At 34.7% G+C, this 22,202-nt stretch carries 26 protein-coding genes and 6 pseudogenes; all 32 read right to left on the minus strand.

What is annotated here, in order from left to right; genetic code table 11:
* Window positions 1–6: 6 nt before the first annotated feature.
* Window positions 7–207: a hypothetical protein gene (locus PWK10_RS13845; protein WP_274766436.1), complete on the minus strand. Its 201-nt coding sequence runs from the start codon at window positions 205–207 to the stop codon at window positions 7–9.
* Between the two features lie 134 nt (window positions 208–341).
* Window positions 342–743, minus strand: a complete 402-nt coding sequence (locus PWK10_RS13850) for a hypothetical protein (RefSeq protein ID WP_274766437.1) — start codon at window positions 741–743, stop codon at window positions 342–344.
* A gap of 17 nt (window positions 744–760) precedes the next feature.
* Window positions 761–1,297 (minus strand): Uma2 family endonuclease, encoded by a 537-nt coding sequence (locus PWK10_RS13855; protein WP_274766438.1) that lies wholly within the window; start codon window positions 1,295–1,297, stop codon window positions 761–763.
* A 144-nt stretch (window positions 1,298–1,441) separates the two neighbouring features.
* On the minus strand, window positions 1,442–1,546 hold the full coding sequence (locus tag PWK10_RS18925; protein ID WP_342455540.1) for a hypothetical protein: 105 nt from the start codon (window positions 1,544–1,546) through the stop codon (window positions 1,442–1,444).
* A 38-nt stretch (window positions 1,547–1,584) separates the two neighbouring features.
* Window positions 1,585–2,996: pseudogene (locus PWK10_RS13860) on the minus strand (AAA family ATPase).
* 90 nt (window positions 2,997–3,086) lie between these two features.
* Window positions 3,087–3,710, minus strand: a complete 624-nt coding sequence (locus PWK10_RS13865) for a mannose-1-phosphate guanylyltransferase (protein WP_274766439.1) — start codon at window positions 3,708–3,710, stop codon at window positions 3,087–3,089.
* A 52-nt stretch (window positions 3,711–3,762) separates the two neighbouring features.
* A complete protein-coding gene (locus PWK10_RS13870) occupies window positions 3,763–4,485 on the minus strand; it encodes a sensor histidine kinase (RefSeq protein WP_274766440.1) in 723 nt (240 codons plus the stop codon).
* Window positions 4,486–4,505: 20 nt separating this feature from the next.
* On the minus strand, window positions 4,506–4,793 hold the full coding sequence (locus PWK10_RS13875) for a PAS domain S-box protein (RefSeq protein ID WP_274766441.1): 288 nt from the start codon (window positions 4,791–4,793) through the stop codon (window positions 4,506–4,508).
* The gene (locus PWK10_RS13880; RefSeq protein ID WP_274768288.1) at window positions 4,766–4,903 is read right to left on the minus strand and encodes a PAS domain-containing protein; all 138 of its coding nucleotides are present in this window, start codon (window positions 4,901–4,903) and stop codon (window positions 4,766–4,768) included. The genes PWK10_RS13875 and PWK10_RS13880 overlap by 28 nt, the downstream gene beginning before the upstream one ends.
* Entirely contained in the window at window positions 4,903–5,025 is a 123-nt protein-coding gene (locus tag PWK10_RS13885) for a hypothetical protein (protein WP_274766442.1), read from the minus strand. Before PWK10_RS13885 ends, PWK10_RS13880 begins: the two co-directional genes overlap by 1 nt.
* Before the next feature lie 774 nt (window positions 5,026–5,799).
* Window positions 5,800–6,249: a CAP domain-containing protein gene (locus PWK10_RS13890; protein ID WP_274768289.1), complete on the minus strand. Its 450-nt coding sequence runs from the start codon at window positions 6,247–6,249 to the stop codon at window positions 5,800–5,802.
* Window positions 6,250–6,315: 66 nt separating this feature from the next.
* Window positions 6,316–6,837 carry a glycosyltransferase gene (locus tag PWK10_RS13895; protein WP_342455802.1) on the minus strand — a complete coding sequence of 174 codons (522 nt, stop codon included), beginning with the start codon at window positions 6,835–6,837 and terminating at the stop codon, window positions 6,316–6,318.
* A complete protein-coding gene (locus PWK10_RS13900) occupies window positions 6,786–7,322 on the minus strand; it encodes a glycosyltransferase family 2 protein (RefSeq protein ID WP_274766443.1) in 537 nt (178 codons plus the stop codon). Before PWK10_RS13900 ends, PWK10_RS13895 begins: the two co-directional genes overlap by 52 nt.
* A complete protein-coding gene (locus PWK10_RS13905; RefSeq protein WP_274766444.1) occupies window positions 7,301–7,717 on the minus strand; it encodes a glycosyltransferase family 2 protein in 417 nt (138 codons plus the stop codon). The genes PWK10_RS13900 and PWK10_RS13905 overlap by 22 nt, the downstream gene beginning before the upstream one ends.
* A 5-nt stretch (window positions 7,718–7,722) precedes the next feature.
* Window positions 7,723–8,091, minus strand: a complete 369-nt coding sequence (locus tag PWK10_RS18935) for a HEAT repeat domain-containing protein (RefSeq protein WP_342455803.1) — start codon at window positions 8,089–8,091, stop codon at window positions 7,723–7,725.
* On the minus strand, window positions 8,079–8,267 hold the full coding sequence (locus PWK10_RS13915) for a hypothetical protein (protein WP_274766446.1): 189 nt from the start codon (window positions 8,265–8,267) through the stop codon (window positions 8,079–8,081). Before PWK10_RS13915 ends, PWK10_RS18935 begins: the two co-directional genes overlap by 13 nt.
* Window positions 8,268–8,335: 68 nt before the next feature.
* Entirely contained in the window at window positions 8,336–8,683 is a 348-nt protein-coding gene (locus PWK10_RS13920) for a hypothetical protein (protein WP_274766447.1), read from the minus strand.
* A gap of 159 nt (window positions 8,684–8,842) precedes the next feature.
* Entirely contained in the window at window positions 8,843–9,265 is a 423-nt protein-coding gene (locus PWK10_RS20055) for a response regulator (RefSeq protein WP_446715383.1), read from the minus strand.
* A pseudogene (locus tag PWK10_RS20060) lies at window positions 9,242–9,594 on the minus strand (GGDEF domain-containing protein); the annotation flags it as partial. The gene PWK10_RS20055 and the pseudogene PWK10_RS20060, both read right to left, overlap by 24 nt.
* A gap of 32 nt (window positions 9,595–9,626) precedes the next feature.
* Window positions 9,627–10,310: a response regulator gene (locus tag PWK10_RS13930; protein WP_274766448.1), complete on the minus strand. Its 684-nt coding sequence runs from the start codon at window positions 10,308–10,310 to the stop codon at window positions 9,627–9,629.
* A 75-nt stretch (window positions 10,311–10,385) separates the two neighbouring features.
* Complete coding sequence (locus PWK10_RS13935) at window positions 10,386–10,862, minus strand: hypothetical protein (protein WP_274766449.1); 477 nt, start codon at window positions 10,860–10,862, stop codon at window positions 10,386–10,388.
* A gap of 16 nt (window positions 10,863–10,878) precedes the next feature.
* Window positions 10,879–12,150, minus strand: a pseudogene (locus tag PWK10_RS13940) (SLC13 family permease).
* A gap of 127 nt (window positions 12,151–12,277) precedes the next feature.
* Window positions 12,278–13,023, minus strand: a pseudogene (locus PWK10_RS13945) (ATP-binding protein).
* Window positions 13,024–13,124: 101 nt separating this feature from the next.
* Window positions 13,125–13,913, minus strand: a complete 789-nt coding sequence (locus PWK10_RS13950; protein ID WP_274766450.1) for an undecaprenyl-diphosphate phosphatase — start codon at window positions 13,911–13,913, stop codon at window positions 13,125–13,127.
* 2 nt (window positions 13,914–13,915) lie between these two features.
* Complete coding sequence (locus PWK10_RS13955) at window positions 13,916–14,620, minus strand: S41 family peptidase (protein WP_274766451.1); 705 nt, start codon at window positions 14,618–14,620, stop codon at window positions 13,916–13,918.
* 41 nt (window positions 14,621–14,661) lie between these two features.
* Complete coding sequence (locus tag PWK10_RS13960; RefSeq protein ID WP_274766452.1) at window positions 14,662–15,279, minus strand: S41 family peptidase; 618 nt, start codon at window positions 15,277–15,279, stop codon at window positions 14,662–14,664.
* Between the two features lie 87 nt (window positions 15,280–15,366).
* A complete protein-coding gene (locus PWK10_RS13965; RefSeq protein ID WP_274766453.1) occupies window positions 15,367–16,242 on the minus strand; it encodes a transposase in 876 nt (291 codons plus the stop codon).
* Window positions 16,243–16,320: 78 nt separating this feature from the next.
* Window positions 16,321–18,060, minus strand: coding sequence for an NADH-dependent [FeFe] hydrogenase, group A6 (locus tag PWK10_RS13970; RefSeq protein ID WP_274766454.1), 1,740 nt, complete (start codon window positions 18,058–18,060; stop codon window positions 16,321–16,323).
* A 67-nt stretch (window positions 18,061–18,127) separates the two neighbouring features.
* Window positions 18,128–19,915: pseudogene (gene nuoF / locus PWK10_RS13975) on the minus strand (NADH-quinone oxidoreductase subunit NuoF).
* An 18-nt stretch (window positions 19,916–19,933) separates the two neighbouring features.
* Window positions 19,934–20,290 carry a (2Fe-2S) ferredoxin domain-containing protein gene (locus PWK10_RS13980; RefSeq protein ID WP_274766455.1) on the minus strand — a complete coding sequence of 119 codons (357 nt, stop codon included), beginning with the start codon at window positions 20,288–20,290 and terminating at the stop codon, window positions 19,934–19,936.
* Window positions 20,291–20,302: 12 nt separating this feature from the next.
* Window positions 20,303–20,782: an NADH-quinone oxidoreductase subunit NuoE gene (nuoE, locus tag PWK10_RS13985; protein WP_274766456.1), complete on the minus strand. Its 480-nt coding sequence runs from the start codon at window positions 20,780–20,782 to the stop codon at window positions 20,303–20,305.
* A 153-nt stretch (window positions 20,783–20,935) separates the two neighbouring features.
* A pseudogene (locus PWK10_RS13990) lies at window positions 20,936–22,113 on the minus strand (CD0519/CD1768 family membrane protein).
* Window positions 22,114–22,202: the final 89 nt, after the last annotated feature.

Genomic DNA, 22,202 nt, shown 5'->3' on the forward strand with positions numbered 1-22,202 from the left:
ATTTGTCTAATCTTCAAGAATACTTTCATACTTTAACCATGAATATAGCCTGATGCTCAATTGTAGAATAGCCATGACAGTAAAAACATAAAAATCCGTAAATAATCCCGACAAACCTGCTATACCAAATAAAACCGTAACTATATTTGATACTAAACCATTAACTGGTTTTTGCTTAAAAGAAATTCTCTTTGGCTCTCCTAGCAAAACATTCAGAGTGGTATGCATTCATAACAAGGAAATCATAAGCTACTACTAAATCATTTTTATCATTAATAAATCTTTTACAATGGTTGCATATAATAAACTTATTTTCTCCCATTTTAACCTCACCCATAAATTTATTTTGAATAGATTATAGTAGCATCATCAAATTCGTAAGTCAAAATCCTTTCTTTTAATTTTATTGCAATTTCTATGCGTTTTTCGAAAGCAATATCGCCAGTATTATTCCTGAAGGCAATCAAAACATCATATATTTTTTTATCTTTATCATAAGATACATTATGAAATGCATATAAAAGCCCTTGTTTTTTATGTTCATCAAAAGCTTCCTTTATCTTCACAAGCTTTTCTTTGTTTTGATAATGTGAGATATTGCCTGCTAAAGCATCCTTGATTACATTATTAATACACTTTTCTGGAGTTGTGTTTTTCAAAGTTAGCTTAAAACCAAGAATTAAAATATTTAATACAAGTAAAAGAATAAAAAACTTTATAATCGGCGGCATTTTCCTACCCATCCCATCACCCCACAGTATCAATCACTCAAATATTTTTTAACCTCAATTTTTGTATTTCCAGTTGATAAAATTATTTCTCCATTTTCATCATATACGTCTGGTCTTCCATATCTATCGTTTTCTAATCTAAAGACCGTTACTGTCTTTTCTTCTGGCCTTACCATCCAGTATTCCTTAACCTTAAACTTTTCATAGAGATTAAATTTTTCTATGGCATCTTTACTTGCAGTTGAAGGTGAAACAACCTCAACGATAATATCAGGAGCCCCGATGCAGTATTTTTCTTTTATCTTACTTTCATCACAAACAACAAAGACATCTGGTTGAACTACGTTTTTAGAGTCCATTGCCGACTCGTTGTTTTCTACAAGTAATACATCTAATGGCGAAATAAAAACGCTACATTCCTTTATTGAATTTTTAAGGGAAAAGTATATATTCCCAACAACTCTTTGATGAAGAACGGATGGCGATGCTAAAAGATAAGGCACTCCTTCTATTAATTCATATCTATGCTTTTCATCCCATTGCAGGTAATCCTTATATCGTAACATTTTTCACATTCATCACCCTTTACATTTTTTATTATTCTACAGCCACCATAACCTTTTTGTCCTCAAACACAATTGCCAGTTCTAAAATATCACTAATCCCTAATTCTATTAATTCACTGCTATAGTTTTTGTTTTTTATCTGCTCTAGTGCATTTTTGCTGCCATTTCAAGGGTTTCCTTTTTTCTTGTGTTTACCTTCTTAAATTCAATTACAATCCCTGGTTTTGATTTATCCTTTGGAATCATCATTATATCATATCTTCCTAATCCGCTTTCCCTGTTAGATTTTATATGATAATCTCCTCCATTGAAATTAACATTCCTAAGACCAATGCATGGAAAAACCTTTCGCTTTCGCCTTCTATATCAAAATAACTCGCGCTCTTTAGAACATATTCTCCTAAAATATCTTCAAATGTTTCTATGTCTTTATTAATAAGGCTATTTAGCATCAATTCAAACTTATTTATGCTTATATTATCCGTTATCCAAGATAAGATGACTTCCTTATAAAGATACTTAACCTCTAAATTTGGAATCTCTAAGTAGCAATAAATTTTCCCATCCTTAAGGTATTTTTGGCAAATCTTCAGATAGCCGCTGTAGAGAAGAAAGCTCCATACGCTCTCAGAACTTTTATCAACATCAGGGAGAATGATATTCTCGTCAATCCTTTTATATATTTTTTCACCTTTTATCAAATCCTCAAGGTCCTTTTTAACCTCCTGTCCACCTTTTGTTAGAAGCATTTTAACAATGTCGTTTGTGCTTGTATTAATCCAATAGGGTCTTAAGCCTTCATTGTGATTAGAGGTATAGTATAAAACAGACCAAGGATTATAAATTACATCCTTTCCAAAAAGATACCCGTTATACCATCCTCTAATATCATCCATCTTTGATTCTAAGCTGTAGTAATCTAAAATTTTTTCTACTTCCTTTTCAGTAAATCCAAAGTATTCGCTATACTGGTCATTTAGCATCGTATTGACCTTTAAATTGTTAAGACCTGAAAAAATGCTCTCCTTTGATATTCTCAATATCCCTGTTATAACCGCCTTTTCAAGGTATGGATTGTCCTTAAGCCCTCCACTTAAAAAATTTCTCATAAATTCAATGATTTCATCATAAAATCCATTTAGATATCCATTTTGAATCGGAACATCATATTCATCAATTAAAATTACTACCTTTGATTTATGGTGCCTATATAAAAATTCACTCAAACTCAAAAGACTCTTTGAAAGCTCCACATCGTCTACTTCTCTTTTTATTATTTTTCTTATCTCCTCCTTGTTATGTTCCGACAATTCGCTGCTATCAAGCAGATAGCTAAAGCCTTCATAAAGTTTACTTACAAGTATCTCGAGCCCCTTTAGTGTGCTCTCCCACCTTGAATACTTTTCATCCTTAAAGGTTAAATATATTACAGGGTATTTCCCCTGCCTTTCCATGATATCCTTATGCTCATATATCTTTAAGCCTTCAAATAAACTTTTATTGTCGCCATTTATATCAAAAAATATTTTAACATACTCATGTTCAAAGTTTTTCCAAAGCGCCTTGGTCGTGCAAACAATAGAACCTGAGCTCCATCTTCAAGTATTTCCTTTACAAAAAGGCTTTTATCTACAAAATAATATTCATCTATTATTAGGCTTTTAAAATCGCTAATTCCCAAGGGGATTCTTCTTTTCATAATATCCCTCCAAAAAGTGCCTTTTATATAATTTTACCATAATATAAATACAAATAAACAAGCATATTAATCCATAATATGACAGCCAGTTTATCGCACTTTGGTAAGTCGTGGGTCTGCACGCCATACGAACATACCGCTGTTCCACAGAAAATTTCCCTTTTCAATTAAGGAAGCGGCAACGTCTACGTTTGGCTTTTCTATAAAGCGTTTAACCTTGTAAACTTCTTCCTCTATGGTATCACCAACTTCTATATATCCGTAGCCTGATTCAGGCCTTGTGGGGTTTATTCCAAAGGTTACAAGATAATCCCCATCCTGTGCAACATCTATCGCCTTTACGATTGCCCTTTCAAACTCCTCCTGCCCTTCTATAACGTGGTCGGAAGGCAGAACAACCATTGTCGCTTCAAAGTCCCTCTTTAAAAGTTTTATTGCAGCAAGGCCTATGCATGATGCCGTTTCTTTGTTTAAGGGCTCTTTAAATATATTGGAGCTTTTAATTTTTAAAATTTCATTTATCTTTTCAACATAAATATTATTTGTAACGATACATATTCTATCATTCGGGATTATGTTAGAGATTCTTTCAACGGTATTTTCTATCATCGTCTTTTCGCCAAGGACCTTGAGGAACTGTTTGGGTAAATTTTTTCTTGATTTTGGCCAAAACCTAAGTCCTAAACCACCGGATAATATAACTGCATATATCATAAAAATCCCCCGCATATTTTTATAATATGCATCGGGGAATTTTGGTTACAGATTATGAATAAATATCTGAAAACTCGATATTGATTCTTTCAACATAACCATTGGTTATGCTTTTATCAACTAAACTTATATCTTTTGTTTCTATAGTCTTTGCAGGAAGAATTACAGTAAATTCGCTTCCCTCTCCTTCCTCGCTTGTTACAGCAATTTCTCCATCATGCATTTCAACTAAAGCTTTAACAAGGGAAAGACCTATTCCGCTTCCCTCATGATTTCTGCTTAAGGATTTATCTACCTGTCTAAACCTGTCAAATATTAATCCTAACTTCTCCTTTGGAATACCAATTCCAGTATCCTTAACTGATATTTTAACATACTTCTCATCGTTGCTTATATTTACAAATATGCTGCCTCCTGCATCCGTGAACTTAATGGCATTTGATATAAGATTTAGAAGTATCCTTTCTATTTTATCCGGATCCACAGCTATTACTCTTTCTTTTCGATCCGTTTTAAAAAATATTTTTAGCCCGAACCTTTCAACATAATCCGCAACTGATAACACAATGTTTTCAGCAAGCTTTATTATATCCACATTTTGTGGATGAATTTCAAAATAGCCTGAATCAATTTTGGTTATATCGATAAGATTATTTACAAGACGTAAAAGTCTATAGCAGTTTTGCCTCATCATCTTAACATACTTTGATAATTTCTCCTGGGTTTTAATATCTTCATTATTTATATAGATTTGCATAAGCTGAACAGCACCCAATATTACATTAAGGGGCGTTCTTAGCTCATGGGATATATTTGCAAAAATTCACTTCTTACCCTTTCAAACTCCATAGCCTCATTGAGCATCATTCTGTTCCTTTCAAGCTCCTTCTTTTGTCTTAAATCCCTAATTACAACTAAGGATACAATCTCCCCATCCAAATCAACAGGCGTTGCTGCAACTTCAACGTCAATGATATTACCATCGATATCTATTATCTTTTCCTCAAGCCAAGGTAAGGTTACTCCCTTTTCATAGGTCTCCTTAACCCTTTCTGTTACAATTTTCTTAAAATCATCATGCAAAAGTCAAACATAGAGCGGCCTACAAGATTTTCAACCTTTACTATTTCCATTGCTGCCCTGTTAGCATATAATATAAGTCCATTTTTATGGACGATTATAGGGTCCGGCATCAATTCAAAAACTTTCTATACTGCTCCTCCTTTTTCTTTAATTTTTCTTCGTATTTTACTTGAGCAGTTACATCAAATATATGCCATATTCTACCGTAAACATGTTTATCTTTATAAATCATCTTTGTGTAATATTCATAAACTTTGCCATCCTTGGTTTCAAGCCTTCCATTTCTTATCCCTTTACTTTTAAATATACCTTCTAATCTATTAAAAAAGCATCCGGATCCTTTAAATTATTCCTTGTAAAATCTAATATTTTTTCTGCAGCACATTGTTCATCTTCAATTCTAAACATTTTTTGAATAAGCTATTCATTTCTAAAATATTTTTATCATCATGGACACAAATTCCACCCTTTGTGGATTCTATGATGGCTTTAAATTTTTCTATGTTTTTGTCCTTTTCCTTTATTATTCTCTTTCTATCCTCTATATCCCTTAGAACACCATATAATCCGCTTAAGTTTCCCTCTTGATCAAAAAAGGACTAAAGATTGCCTCCATCCACACAAAATTCCCTGTTTTTATCCTCACCCTGCACTCTACCCTTTTGCTCTCACGGGTTTGAATAGCATACATTATTTCAGAAAAAGTTTTTTCAAGTCATCTTTATAAATATAGTCAACTATATTATTCCCTACTACATCTGATGGAGTATATCCTAATATTTTTTTATATTACGAGAAACGTAAATAATATTCCAAAAATTATCTATGAAGAAAAAACATTTTGCATTGCCTCCAAAAGTTCTTCAAGATATATGTTAAACATATCCCCCACCCCTATTTAATGTGTCAATATCTATAATTCTACTAAAATCTTCATTTTCCTTCTAAAAAATGTAAACAAATTGTGTCAAATTTATACAAAAGGTCGCTATCCATCGATAGCGACTTATGGTCTTATAAACATCTGTGTCCAGTATAGCCTTCCTTTAGAGTCTTTTGCAACTCCAACACCAATTTGAGTAAAATTAGGATTTAATATATTTCTTCTATGTCCAGCCGAATTCATCCAGGCATTCATAACCTCCTTTGGAGTCTTCTGTCCCATCGCTATATTCTCACCTGCAGCTCTAAATCTTATTCCAAACTTCTTCATCATATCAAAGGGTGAGCCGTAGGTTGGGGAATAGTGGGAAAAATATTTTTTATTTATCATATCCTGCGACTTTATCCTTGCAACTTTACTAAGCTTAACATTTTCACTTAAGGGCTTTAAACCTACTTTGGCCCTTTCAACATTAACAAGCCTTATAACTTCCCTTTCAAAGGCCCTTGTATCCTGATGAGCTTTTTCCTGTGCAAAAACCGCTGGATTTAAAGAAAGAAAAATCAACAATATACTTAGGATCTTAAATAGCCTTTTCAAAAATCACCTCCACGCTTATTTTGCGTAGAGGTTTTCTTTTTATGCGGATTTTGTAAAGCTAGTTCTTTTTATTTTACCCCAATTATGCTTTAATCTTCTAAACTTAAATATTCCTTCAAATCTATAAAGGCTTGTCAGCTGCCTATAGCCGAAGTTTTCTAAAATTGCATATAAAGTAAGCTTTAAAACCTGGCTAAGATAAGGATATCTATTAAAGGTATATTCCTCAAGCAATATAGCACCAACAGATAAAAGTATTCCATAAAGAACAGCTGCTGCAAAGAATAAAATAAAATATCTTACATTTAAAATACCAAAAATATATGAAAGAGGAACTAAAATATATCCAACAACTTCAATTATAGGGCCTAACATTTCAAAGAAGTAAAAGTAAGGATATGCATAAAGGCCTATCACACCATATTTTGGATTAAAGAACATTTCCTTGTGTCTAAAAAGGGAATCCATAAGACCTATCTGCCATCTTCTCCTTTGGCTTTTAAGGTCCTTTAAATTCTCCGGAGCCTGAGTCCAGCAAACCGGATCCGGAATAAATTTAATCTTATACTTTCTTTTTGTTTTCTCATGAACTTATGGAGCCTTACGATAATCTCCATATCCTCTCCAATAGTTCCTGTTGTATATCCCCCAACTTCAATCGCCACATCCTTTCTAAAGGCACCAAAGGCACCGGAAACTATAAGGAGGGAATTTAGTGCATCCCATCCCATCCTGCCTGTTAAAAAGGCCCTTAAATATTCAATGATTTGAAACAGGGCAATTCTGCTCTTTGGAAGATCGACTTTTTGTATAAGCCCCCTTCTAATTTTTGAACCATTAGCAATTCTAACTATTCCACCAACTGCAACAGTTTCCTTATCCTCTATAAAAGGCATTATAACCCTGACTAATGAGTCGGTTTCTAATATAGAATCCGCATCTATCGAGGCAAAAATAGGATATCTTGAAACGTTTATCCCTGCATTTAGAGCATCTGCCTTTCCACCATTTTCCTTATCTACTACTACAAGATTAGGAATATCCAAATTTCTATATACTCCCTTGATTTTTGTGTTTTTAAAAGGGTTCTTACTGGCTGATCGATTAATTTAAGTTCAAAGGATTCTATTAGTTTCTCTAAAGTATTATCCTTAGAACCATCATTTATCACAACCACTTCAAACTCCGGATAGTTAAGATACAAAAGGCTTTTAACATTATCTACTATGGTTTCCTCTTCGTTATATGCAGGAACTAGTATAGAAATAGGAATCATATTAGTGGATGTCGTATAATTTTGATAATCAGAATAGCGAATTTTTCTTATATACCTATATAAACTAAAGGCTGAGAGAATAAGTTGAAGAAAATATATAAAGTTAATAGATATAACATAATATATGATAAAAATATTAAATTTTAAAATAATCTCTCGAATCATTATCATCACCCTTTATATTTTTCTAAGATGTTTGCCACCTTTTCTTTTTCATAATTTTTATCGTCCCCTGCGATGTGTTGGGCTGCATATAGTATTATATCCTTTGCAAACCTATCTTCAGCCTTCATAACCTCATCGATTGCGTCAATACCACCGGGAATTTTGATAAGAGATATTGCTGCATTATATCTTACAAACCACACTTTATCGGATAAAGCTTTAACCAGTGGAATTACTGCCCTCTCATCCGAAAATCTTTCTAGAACCTTGGCAGCAACTGCCCTAACCTCCCAAGTTTCATCCTCAAGGCATTTTATAATTTCATCAATAAACCTAACATCCGCAGTATTTCCAATGAGCTTTATCGCTGCAATCTTTTTTCCTTGTTGTCCTCTTTTAAAAACTTTACTGCAATTTCATTTAAAGAAATGTCCATAAAGTTGGAAGCAGATTTTATAAAAATTGATGCAAGGTAATTATCCTTTGAGTTGAACATCTTTTTATAAACATACTGCTTGTCTCCTTCAAAATCATCTATTATCTCAATCAAGCTCCTTTCGGATAATAGTATATTCCCACTAAGACTTTCAAAGGCCTTAATAAAAGCTTCTTCATCTCCTATTTTAGAAAGGGCCAAAAAGCATTATATTTAACATCCGTTGATTCTATTTTTAAAGCTTCTAAAATTCCTTCTATTGCCCTTTTGCTTCTAAACTCCCCAAGCTTTTTTAAAGTTAGGGAGACTTTATATATATTTTTTGATTTTAAGTTTTGTAATTCTATATCTACAATCCCTATATCTTCTACGAGCTTTGTAAGCTTTTTAATAATTTCTCCTTTATAAATGTTAAAATAATATATTATTCTTTCTTCGAAAAGATCCATCTTTATCTTATCATCTATTATTCTTTTTATTTCTTTTACTTGATTTTCAGTTACAATTCCCTCCTCGAGATTTAAAACCAAGTTATCAACAAAATCAAAAATATGACCTTCGTATTTCCTTCTTAACCTATATTTTATTAACTCTATTGTTTTTTCAAAAATAAATAGGAATAAAGTATAAGAATAAAAATAGAAAAAACAACTATCGATGAAATAACAAATCTTTCCACACTATCACCACTAACCTATTAATTTTTTTATTCTAATATCAAGCTCAACGGGGGAAAAAGGCTTTGTAACATATTCATCGGCACCCGCATTTAAAGCCCTTTGGACATGAGATTCTGATTTATGCCCCGATAAAACTATAATCTTTACGTTTTTATTTAGTTTCCTTATCTCCTTAGTAAATTCATCGCCATTCATTCCAGGCATATAAAAATCAGTAATTATAAGATCTATGTCCTTATTGTTATTAAATATTTCAAGAGCCTCTTCGCCATTTTGAGCAGTCAAACAATCATAACCCTTATTCCTATATCTTTTACTCAATATAGATAAAATTATCCTATCATCATCAACGATTAATATTCTTTTCTTATTATATTCTGCTATTTGTTTTGATGTTAATACCCTTGCACCGCCCTCTTGTTTTGCCTTTATAAGGGCCTTTTCTGCAAGGCTAAAGAGCTCATCGATGTCCTCCATATCCCTTCTAAACTCTGCAATACCTGCTGAAAAGGTTAAGCTTACTCCATATTTTTCCCCAAGCTTTCTTATCTCCCTCTGCATTTTATCGGCAAGCATTAGAACTTCCAAAAGGGATCTATTAAAAAACATAAAGGCAAAGGAATCACCATGAACCCTGTAGATTATATCGCTATTTGCTGTAAGTTTTTGAATACCTGAGCACTTTCCTTTAGAATATCATTTCCTTTACTTTTCCCTAAGGATAAATTTATTTTAGCCATATTGTCAAAATCAAGGAGCATGAATAAAAAGGTATCCCCTGCATTTTTAACCTTTAAAAATTCTTTTTTGAAATAATATCGCCATGATACCTTGAGTAAACTCCGGTAAACACATCATAGATATTGTTTTTAATATAGGTATTAGAAAGTCTATATATATTTTTAAGTTTAAGTAAAACCTCATCCACATCAAAATTTTTTTCAATATAATCAACTACACCTAAACTTAAGAAATATAATTTTTCTTCTTTAGAACCTTTACCAAAGGCAACAACTGGCATCTTTTTAAGGATTTCTTCATCGTTTAATATATTTAAAGTAATAACTCCATGGCTTTTTAAATCATTATCGATCAAAATAACATCCGGTCTTCTAGAGTAAATATAATCAATAACTTCGAAATCATAGTTTTTAATAGAAACTTTAAAACCCTCTAATTTAAGGGATTTTATAAGCTCACTAAAGGAAGGTTCATCCTCTGTAATTATTAAAAATTCATCCTCCCTTAAAAAATATTTTTGTATTAGACTTATACAATCCTTTAAGACTAAATAGGCCTTGTCCCTATCAAAATCATTTAACAAATTTAATAGGGATATATGAACCTCAAATAATGCACTCTCCTCCGCCTCCTTTGAAAGGATTGTAATTCTATCTAAAAGCTCCTCCTTCTGGATTTTATCAAAATCTTCTGTTAATCTATTAAAATCTTTTAAAAATTCCTCAATCCTTTTCATCTTATCACCCTCAACACAACTCTTAGTATTATTATACTATTAAGATATAAAAAAGTATAGGAAAATCCTATACTTTTATAAAGTTTCTGGATCCTTTTTGAAGTAGACCCTTTTGTCCTCAGTAGCACTATTTTTTATTCTGTCTCTAACCGTTTCTATACAATGGTCTATATCATCAAACATCTTTTCATCTACAATATAATAGAAAAATAAATCCTCTAAATTTCTTGCTGTTTCTAAAATCTTTTTATTCAGCTCTAAAAACTTTTCAAACTTTCCACTTTTTATAACATTTTTAAGCTGTTCAAGGTCTATTTCAATCATCTCAATTACATCCTTAAGATCTTCAAAGACACCTGCTATCATAGGATATGGCTTTACCCTTTGAAGAAAGTATTTTTCCTTAGCGTTTATGTTATATGCATAGCTAATTTCATATCCTTCAATATTAAATTTCACAAAGCACTGCTTCCCAATAAAGCAGACAACATTTGCCCCCATTTGCCTTAGGAGCATCTCATGCATCGTTTCTTTAACATTAATCTCCTTCATACCCACACCCTCTTTTCTATCTTAATTGGAATAAAAGTAAATAGATAGTTGATATTATTATTGAAATAATCATAAGTGGAAAACCTATTTTAGTAAAATCCTTAAAGGTGATTTTATAGCCTTCCTTTTCCATAATTCCTGCAGTAACGACATTGGCAGAGGCCCCAATTAATGTTCCATTTCCTCCAAGGCATGCTCCAAGGGAAAGTGCCCACCAAAGAGGCATTATGTTCATACCGCCAATAGCCCCAAGTCCCTTTATAAGAGGTATCATTGTTGCAACAAAGGGTATATTGTCAAGGAAGGCTGATAGGATTGCCGATGCCCAAAGGATTACAAGTCCCGTAAATATCAAGTTCCCTTTTGTAAATTCAATTACAAGTTTTGCAAGCATAGAAATTACTCCAACCTTTTCAAGGGTTCCAACTATGATAAATAGCGATATAAAGAAAAATATAGTTGGCCACTCAACTTCAACTAAAATTTCATCGATTTCAATCCCACTAATTAAAAGAAGAATTGTAGCTCCTGAAAGAGCAACCGTTGAAGATTCATATCCTAAATGCTCATGGAAGAAAAATCCAAGTATTATAAGAAATAAAACAGTAAGGCTCTTTACAAGAAGTTTTCTATCTACAATTGCAGTTTTTTCATCTAATTCCATTATATATCTTTTAATTCATCTTCAACATGAAGTTCTTTTTATAAATTGCTCTAATTATATATACGCTGACAATTAAAATAACTATTATTGGTGGTGCTAAGTTAACTATAAAATCTAAAAATCCGATTCCTGCTTCTGAACCTATCATGATGTTTGGAGGGTCTCCTATTAAGGTTGCAGTTCCTCCTATATTAGAAGCCAAAACCTCCGACATAATGAAGGGGATAGGGCTTAGCTTTAATAGTTTTGATATAACTAATGTCACTGGAATCATAAGAAGGATGGTTGTAACGTTATCCAAAAAGCTGAAAGAACTGCCGTCATGATACCAAAGAGGATTATTATCTTCATCGGATCTCCCTTAACCATTTTAGCAGCCTTTATGGCAAGATATTGAAAAAGTCCTGTCCTTTTTATTATCGCAACCACAATCATCATTCCAACTAAAACCCCAACGGTGGTATAATCTATAAATTCGGTTGCATTACCTTGATCTATTATTCTAATAATAAGAAGAACCATAGCTCCAATCATAGCAGCAACTGTCCTGTTTATCTTTTCTGTAACGATGAGGACAAAAGTAATTAAAAATACTGCAATGGAAATCAATTGTATAGTGTTCATAATCTCCCTCCTTAGTGCCTGCCACTTGACTTTTTGACTTTTTGACATTTTGACATTTCCAGTTTTTGCTACATCTCCTTCTTTAAACAAAAAATTATACCCCTCTTGGGGGTATTTGTAAAGCAAATTATAGGTATTCTCTTTGTAATATTTCACCATCTACGCTTATTGTAACGACTTTAACAGGTATATTAACGCCTGCCCTGTCCCTTGCTATCCTTGCTGCCATAGCAATTCCGCTGCAGCATGGAACCTCCATCTTTACAACTGTTATCGATTCTAAATCGTTGTTTTTAATAATCTCGGTAAGCTTTTCTGTATAGTAGTCGTTATCGTCAAGCTTTGGGCATCCAACAACAACAGTTCTGTCCTTTATAAAGTCGTTGTGGAAGTTGCCATAGGCATAGGCTGTGCAATCTGCAGCGATTAAAGGTCTGACCTATATAGATACGGTGCAGATGGTGACACAAGTGCAAGCTGCACAGGCCATTGTCTTAGCTTTGATGCTACCTTTACGTTTTCATCCTTTACCTCTCTATTTATCTGCCTCATCATGCTTCCAGGGCATCCCCCAATGTGGTGATGAGCATTATGATGAGCAGGCTTTTGGTTTTTCCCGTGATTTTCATTTTCCATTCTGCTTAGATGCTCTTCAACCGCCTTTTCATCGAATTCATCGGCTTCCCTTTCTATAATCGTTATAGCACCCTGTGGGCAGTGTCCAAGGCATGCTCCAAGTCCATCACAAAAGCTATCCTTAACAAGCTTTGCCTTTCCGTCAATGATTTGAAGTGCTCCCTCTGCACAGTTTGGTATGCAAAGTCCGCATCCATTGCACTTTTCTTCGTCTATGTGAACAATTTTTCTAATCATAATAAAACCTCCCTTCAAATTCTAAGTAGATTATACATAAGCTTTTAAAAAATTTATGTGATTTATGTCATATTTACATAAAAAAGTAGCACTAAATAGTGCTACAAAAGTTCAACTATAAGAACTATTATTGCAAGGATGATTCTATAATATGCAAAGGGCTTTAAATCCTTCTTTTTAATATACCCCATAAAAAGCTTTATAACAAGCAGTGCTACGATAAAGGATACTAAAGTTCCTACAAAAAGGGTTATCCATTCTATTGAGCTAAAGGCAAGGCTGGATTTTAAAAGCTTTAAAACGGATGCCCCAACAAGGGTTGGAATTGCAAGGAAGAAGGAAAACTCAGCCGAAACCTCACGGGAAAGTCCAATAAGTAGCCCTCCTATTATTGTTGAGGCTGACCTTGACATTCCCGGCCATAGGGCAAGGCATTGAAACAATCCAACCAATGCAGCATCTGTATAGCCCATTTTATCCGTATCATTTATTCTTACCCTTTTTAGCCTATTTTCAGCAATAATAAGAAGTATGGCACCAAATATTAGGGCAATAGCAACCGATGTGGGATTAAATAGATATTGATCAATCTTTTCTTCAAACAAAAACCCTAATACTGCAGCAGGTAAAAATCCTACTACAACCTTAAACCAAAGGGAATAAACCCTTTTAGCCTGTTTTTTATCGTCAAAGCTTGGGAAGATTTTATTCCAAAAATAAAATATAACTGCAAGTATTGCTCCAACCTGTATTACAACGTCAAATACCTTTGCAAACTCACCTGTAAAATTTATATATTTGTTGGCGATTATAAGATGGCCTGTTGAGGATATAGGCAAGAACTCTGTAAGCCCTTCTATTATGCCAAGTATTATAGCCTTTAAAATCATGTTTATGCTCCTTTCTTCATTACTGAAACGGCTCTAAACTTTATAGTATATGAATAGCCCTTTTTAGTTTTAACCTTTGCAATATAAGCTTTATTTGTAGCCAGTTTTTCTATATTTTGCTTTATCATTGCAACTTTAACATATTTATCTGAAGTTCCTTCATAGTATTCCTTAATATAATTATTATTTAAAAGGAACATAAATGCATCATAATATTTTTTATTGTTAAGAAGGCTTTTATTTATTTCATAGTAATAGTTATCAATTTTAACCATAGCAAAGCCGCGTTTATCATTAGTTTTTGATTTTCCCATAAGTATTGCAGCAATATTTAACTGCATATCGGCATCCTTTACAAGAACGTCTGGAGTTATTCCTACTTTATTGATTTCTTTGTCAAGAGGAGAATAAAATTTTTGTATCGTAAGTTTTAACATTCCTCCATCGGAAAGGGGAACAAAACCTTGAACTGTTCCTTTTCCAAAGGTTTTGTTACCTACTATAAGCCCCCTTTTATAATCCCTAATTGCCCCTGTTAAAACTTCAGAGGCTGATGCGCTGTTTTCATTAACAAGGATAATAACTCTTTTGCCGTTAAAAATCTCCCTGTCCTGTGATTCTAATTCTTCTGTGTAGTCTTTACCCTTTAATAAAACTATATTTCTCTTTCCAACAAAATATCCACCTATTACCCTTGCAGTTTCCAAAAATCCACCTGGATTATTTCTTAAATCTATTACAAAACCATCTAAATCCGAATTTTTTCTACGTAATTCCTAAAGAAAGAATCTGTATCTTCACCAAAGCTTGAAATAGTTATATATCCAAAGTTATGCATTCTTTTAAATTCAACTGTTGGAAGAACTATTTTTCTTCTTGTCACTGAAAATTCTAAAACGTCTGTTCCTCTTTTTACCTTTAAATTAACTACTGTTCCTTCCGGACCCCTTATTAGCTTTACTGCGTTTTCTACTTGAAGGCCCGCAAGGCTTGTCCCGTCAGCTTCTATAATAACATCCCCACTTTTAAGTCCCACTTCCTTTGCAGGTGAACCTTCAAATACTGTCATTATCTTAATGCCTTCATCAACCCTTTCGATTTGAACTCCGATGCCTGAAAAGGTATTGTTTACACTGTTTATAAAATCATTAAATTCTTCTTTAGTAAAATACTGAGTATAAGGGTCATTAAGAGCCTTTATTACATCATAAACATTATCTGCCTCTAATGCGCTTTGTGGAACATCATCGACATAGTAATATTTTAAAATTTCCTTAACCTCATCAACCGGTGCTGCAAAGGCAGTTACATTAAAAGTAATAAAAATAATAACGCTTAATAGTCCAGTCCACAACCTCTTTTTCATATCATCCACTCCTTCAAGTGCCAGGCACTTAAGATTTAAGTTTTTAAAATTATAAATCTTTTTTGGCCTATAAGTCAAATCTTAATTTTAAGTGCCAGGCACCTTATTTTTAAGTTGTGATACAGCTGAAGCAGATATCCCTAAATAATCAGCTATTTCTTTTAAAGTATATTTATTTTCTAAAGCAGCTTTAATAAACATTTTCTTAAATTCAATTGCGTCTTTACGTTTTGAAGTGCCTTTTATTTTATCCCAAGAATCTTTTAATTTTAGCTCAGCTAAAATATCATCCAAAGTTTTCCTTTGATTGCATTGTTTATTTTTCAAAATATCTTTTTCTAATATTTTAATCTTTGTTCCATTTATAAAATTCTTGAAATTATCCACAAAAATTGTAAAGTCATTTTCACTACTTGAATCATCACCTTTTTCTTGTGTTATATTAACTAAAAACCTTATGGCTTGCTTTTTATCATCTGATATCATATTTAGTAATGTATCTTTTGATATAAAACTTTCTATGTTATATTTGTATATTTTAAAGCTACTCCAAGGATAATCCTCAGCTTTTTCTACGATTCCTGCCCTTATAGGATTCCTGCTTATATACCTAAAAAGCCAATAAAGATATGTTTCATCTTCAACAATTTTAGCATTATATCTATTTTCAAATACATGACCTCGTCTTCCATGCTTGTCGTTATAATATTTGCTATATACATTATTAATGTTATACATTACTTTGCTTAGAGGGGTTTCGTTACATTTTATCATCAAATGATAATGATTACTCATAATACAATATGCTAATACTTCATAATCAAACTTTATCAAATAATCCCTTAACTGAATAATAAAAAACTTTTTATCTGCGTCGTAAGCAAAAATATTTTCTTTATTATTTCCCCTATTATAAACATGATAAATAGCACCTTTGTATTCTATTCTCCTTGGTCTTGCCATATCAACACCTCCATCTCTGATTATTCCCAAAATAAAAAACTTAAACTTAAGTGCCAGGCACTTAAGTTTAAGTTTTTGTTATATTCTTTCCCTCGGTGTATAGTGGGTGTGTAAAAGTTTGTGGGCCTTTTCTCCGCCTATTTCACCCATATATTCCTTATACATCGCAATAACCGCAGGATTTTCATGGGATTTTCTTATTGGTTTATTTCTATCCTCCTCATATATTGCATTAAGCCTTGCCCTTACTATGTCAAGATTTCCATGATGATAGGGCTGTCCTCCTCCATCTATACATCCTCCAGGGCAGGCCATTATTTCAATGGCGTGGTAAAATCTTTTTCCGTCCCTAATATCCTCAAGAAGCCTTCTTGCATTGCCAAGTCCGTGGGCAACTCCTATTTTAAGTTCCATATCCTTTATCTTTACCGTCGCCTCCTTAAGTCCGTCCTCAAGTCCTCTTACTCCATGGAATTCAACTTTTTCTAGTGTTTCACCTGTTATCCACTCATAGGCCGTTCTTAATGCTGCCTCTATAACTCCTCCCGTTACGCCAAATATTACTGATGCTCCTGTAGATTCACCAAGTGGATCATCAAAATCCTCATCAGGAAGCTTTGTAAAATCTATTCCAGCCTCCCTTATCATCTTTGCAAACTCCCTTGTTGTTATTACATAATCAACATTTTTAATGCCGTTTTCCTCAAATTCCTTTCTTTGAATTTCATACTTTTTAGCAATACATGGCATTACTGAAACTACGACTATCTTTTCAGGTGGGATATTAAATTTTTCTGCAAAATATGTCTTTGCTATTGCCCCAAACATCATGTGGGGTGATTTACAGGTTGAAGGAATATCTAAAAGCTCAGGAAATTGATGCTCTATGAACTTAACCCAGCTGGGGCAGCAACTTGTCAATATAGGAAGTCTTCCCTTGCCGTTTAATCTTTCTATAAACTCCTTCGCCTCCTCAACAATCGTTACATCAGCAGCAAAATCAGTATCGAAAACCTTCCTAAATCCAAGCCTTCTTAATGCTGCAACCATCTTTCCTGTAACAATTGTCCCAGGCTCAAGTCCAAATTCCTCCCCAAGGGCAACTCTAATAGCCGGTGCCGTCTGGGCTATTACAAACTTGTCAGGATCGTGTAGTGCCTCCCAAACCTTTGCAACATAGCTAACCTCCGTTAAAGCAGCTGTAGGACATACCGATACGCACTGACCACAGAAGGTGCATTGGGTATCAATCATAGGAAGATTAAAGGCTGGTGCTACAACAGTTTCAAATCCCCTATCAACGGCAGAATAAATCCCACAGGTTTGAACTTCATTACACATGGTCTCGCAGCGTCTACACATTATGCATTTATCTGGATTTCTATAAAGGGCACCGCTGGAGCTATCCTTTGTATATGTGGACTTTTCGCCTTCAAATCTAATCTTTCTAATTCCAAGGTCTGCAGCAATCTTTTGTAGATCGCAATTTCCATTTTTCTCGCAAACAAGGCAGTCGGTGGGGTGATCCGATAGTAAAAGCTCCACCATTGTCCTTCTTGCCCTTATCGCCCTTTTGGTATTAGTCTTTATAACCATCCCCTCAAAGCATTCCGTCGCACATGCTGGGGCAAGATTTCTTCTTCCTTCTATCTCAACAAGGCAAACTCTGCATGATGCAGTTCTATTTACCATCTTTATGTCATGCAAATCAAGATGGCAAAGAGTTGGAATGTTTATGTTAACCATCTTGGCAGCCTGCAGGATTGTAGTCCCTTCCGGAACTTGAAGCTTTATATCATTTATCGTAACATTTACCATATTATACCTCCTTTCAAGTGCCTGCCACTTGACTTTTGACATTTGGACATTTCTATATTTTTCCATATTATTTCCTTGTTATTGCACCAAATCTACATGTCCTATAACATTCTCCACACTTTATACAGCCTTCCCTATCAATAACATGAACCTTTCTTGGCTCACGTGTATTACATTAACAGGACAAACCTTGGCACAGGCAGTGCACCCTACGCATTTTTCTGGAATTATATAGTATTTAAGTAGCTCAGTGCAGACTCCTGCCGGACAGGACTTATCTTTAACATGAGCAAGATATTCATCGTAGAAAAATTTCATAGTAGATAAAACCGGATTTGGAGATGTTTGACCAAGTCCGCAAAGGGATGAATCCTTAACGGTTTCAGCAAGTTCTTTTAGCATCTCTAAATCCTCCATCTCGCCTTTCCCTTCGGTTATCTTGTTTAATATCTCAAGCATCCTCTTGTTTCCTACTCTGCAGGCTGTGCACCTTCCGCAGGACTCATCGCAGCTAAACTCAAGATAAAACTTTGCGATATTAACCATGCAGTCATCCTCATCCATTACAATCATTCCACCAGAACCCATCATTGAACCTAGGGCGTTTAATGTATCGTAATCTATTGGTGTATCAAGATGCTCTGCTGGGATGCATCCTCCTGATGGTCCACCCGTTTGAACGGCCTTAAATTTTTACCTCCCTTTATTCCACCGCCAAGGTCGTAAATAATCTCCCTTAATGTTATTCCCATGGGAACTTCAACAAGTCCAACGTTGTTTACCTTTCCTGCCAGAGCAAAAACCTTTGTTCCTTTGCTCTTTTCTGTTCCAATTGAGCTAAACCATTCGGCTCCGTTTAAAATGATGGGCGGAACGTTTGCAAAGGTTTCTACGTTGTTTATATTAGTCGGCTTTTTCCAAAGACCAACCTGGGCAGGATACGGCGGCTTTACTGTAGGCTCGCCACGCCCACCTTCAATTGAATTTATAAGGGCAGTCTCTTCACCACAAATAAATGCACCTGCACCTATTTTTATCTCAACATCAAAGGAAAAGTTAGTACCTAAAATATTTTTCCCCAAAAGTCCCATCTCTCTAGCCTGGCTTATTGCAATCCTTAGTCTATGTATAGCAAGTGGATATTCAGCCCTAACGTATATATATCCAAACTGGGCACCTATTGCATAACCTGCAATTGCCATACCCTCTAAAACCGAATGTGGATCACCTTCAAGTATACTTCTGTCCATAAATGCTCCCGGGTCCCCCTCATCGGCATTGCAGATTATATATTTTACATCACTCTTTGACTTTCTTGTTGCCTCCCACTTAAGGCCTGTTGGGAAACCTCCCCACCTCTTCCCCTTAAGCCGCTTCTTTTAACAGCATCAATAACCTCCTCGGGTGTCATCTCCGTCAAAACCCTTGCAAGGGCCATGTATCCATCGGAAGCTATGTATTCGTTTATATTTTCAGGGTCTATCTTTCCACAGTTTCTAAGGGCAATTCTAATCTGCTTTTTATAAAAGGGGATGCTACTCTGTTCTGGGAGTCTTTCTTCTGTTTCAGGTTCTTTATATATTTTTTCTTCAACTATCCTTCCCTTTATAACATGTTCTCTAACTATTTTTCTTGCCGATTCTTCATCTACCTCTACATAGAAAATATTGTCAGGCATAACTTTAACAATAGGTCCCTTTTCGCAAAATCCAAAACATCCCGTCATCAAAACCCTAACCTCCTCCTGGAGGTTAGCTTCCTGTATACCTTCCCTTAAAACCTCTAATACCCTACTACTGTTAGACGCCTGGCATCCTGTTCCACCGCACACCAAAAGCTCCATCCTAAGTGGCATATTATCCCTCCTATCCTTTTAATACCCATTCACTAATAACTTCTCCATTTTTACGTGCCTTCTTACTATCTCCCTACCCCTTTCTGTATCCACCTTGCCGTAAAGAACTGGAGATTTTCCTGGAAATCTTACCTCTACAGTGGGCTCAGCATAGCAAAACCCCATACAGCCCGTTTGAACAACAACAGCGTTGTTTATATTTTCCTTATGAACCTCATCAACTATTGCGTTTATAGTATCCCTTGCCCCAGCTGCAATTCCACAGGTTGCCATGCCAACCAAAATCCTTATTTTGTTCTCCTCCGCCTCCCTGTTTTGCAAAACATCCTTATACTTATCCCTTATCTGCTTTAACTCTTCTATCGATTTGATCATCTAAAACCCTCCTTATTCTCTATACTCATCAAGTATCCCCTTAACTTCTTCTACCTTAACCCTTCCATAAACCTTACCATCCACCATAACAACAGGTGCAAGGCCACAGGCACCAACGCATCTTAAGGTGTCAACTGTAAAAAGGCCATCCTTTGACATATTCCCATCTTTTATGTCTAGCTCCTTTTTAATCTCCTCCAAAATTTTATCTGCCCCCTTAACAAAGCAGGCTGTTCCCATACAAACGTTTATAACATGCTTTCCCCTCGGCTCCATAGTAAAGTAAGAATAAAAGGTTGCAACTCCATATACCTTTGCCGCAGTAATCCCAAGCTTTCTTGCGATAAAAAGCTGAACATCCTTAGGAAGATACCCAAAAATCTCCTGGGCCTTATAAAGAACTCCAATCAGTGCCCCTTCCTTTTGTTCTAGAGAGTCTATATATTCCTCAAGCTGTCTTAACTTAACTTCATCAACATCATACTTTGCCATATAATCCCTCCTTATTATTGGCTATCATTAATTTATTTTTACCAAAACAGCATTAGTAATACAGCCTAATCAATAAAAACAGAGGTTGCCTAAAATAAGACAACCTCTGTTTTTAAAAATATATCAAAATCTTAAATCTAAAGTGCCTGGCACTCAAATGATAATACTCATTATTAAATTTGCAGCAATTCCCGCTACAAGACCTCCAATTGTGTGGGAAAGTATTGCTTTGTTTGTAAGGTCCCTTGATTCAAGGGCATCCATCATTGCAACATGGGTTGAAAGATAACCACTCCAGCACATTCCCATTGCGGTAAATACGGCAATTTCCCTTGCTCCAATAAGTCCCTGCTGTAAAAGCTTTGGAACAAGACCAATTGCAGCCCCAACCGCCCCAAGAGCAGTTATAGGAAAGGCTATGGATTCTGGGCTTTTAAATCCCAAAAGGGGCTTTAAAATAAAACTTAACTTTTCTCCAATCCAGGTTAAAACAGGGACTCCTTCATAGGCTGCACCTGTATATACTCCATTTTTAGGTCCATTTATTAGCATCATAACTAAGGTGCATATTACTATAACCCCAGGAATTATAGAAAGGCCCATATCGACTCCAGATTTGCCTCCGTCTAATATAGCCTCAAGGGCCCTTTGAAATGTGCTTCCGCTTCTTATTTCTCTAAACTTTGTGATATCAAATTCAGCATCTCCATCGAGGGCCATTTCCTCTTTTCCATACTTTTTCTTTGTAAAGTGCATCATAATTCTGACGCTTACCATACTTCCAATTATAGCACCGATGTTTCCAACAATTGCAGCTAAAACAAAACTTTGTCCCTCCGGAGCTTGGGCAATCATAAATGTAGTAACTATAAGCCCCATTCCAAAGGCTGTTCCAAGGTTTGTAAGGGCTGGAACTTGGTATTTTTAAAGTATCTTCTAAAGCCCTTATCCTTTGCAAGGGTAATAATTGCAGGATTATCCGATAAATATGTAGTAAGAACTCCTATGCTTGCAGCCCCAGGCATATCGAAAAGGGGCTTCATAAGGGGAGATAAAATTTTGTTTATAAGGGCTACAACACCAAATTCCGTCAAAAGTGCACCAAAGGCACCTGCCAAAACTGCAATGGCCATTATGAAAAATACGGTGTTTAAAAGTAGATCGTGGGCTGTCTTCATCATTGTGCTGAACATATTGGCAAGGCCCATTGTTTTTGCTAAAAAGCCAAAAAATAATAGAATGATTCCAAGAAAAATAAAGGATTCTTTGTTAACAGCTTTAACAATTTTCTTATCCACAATATCCCTCCCATCCTTCCTTATATTTCCCATTTTAGCAAATTACAAAGATCTAAACAATAAGACAGAAAAAGTTAAAATATTAACTTTTTGCAAAGATTTATTTTTATATCATTAATATG

Origin of the sequence: Caloramator sp. Dgby_cultured_2, assembly GCF_028872215.1 — a bacterium.
Lineage (GTDB): Bacteria > Bacillota > Clostridia > Clostridiales > Caloramatoraceae > Caloramator > Caloramator australicus.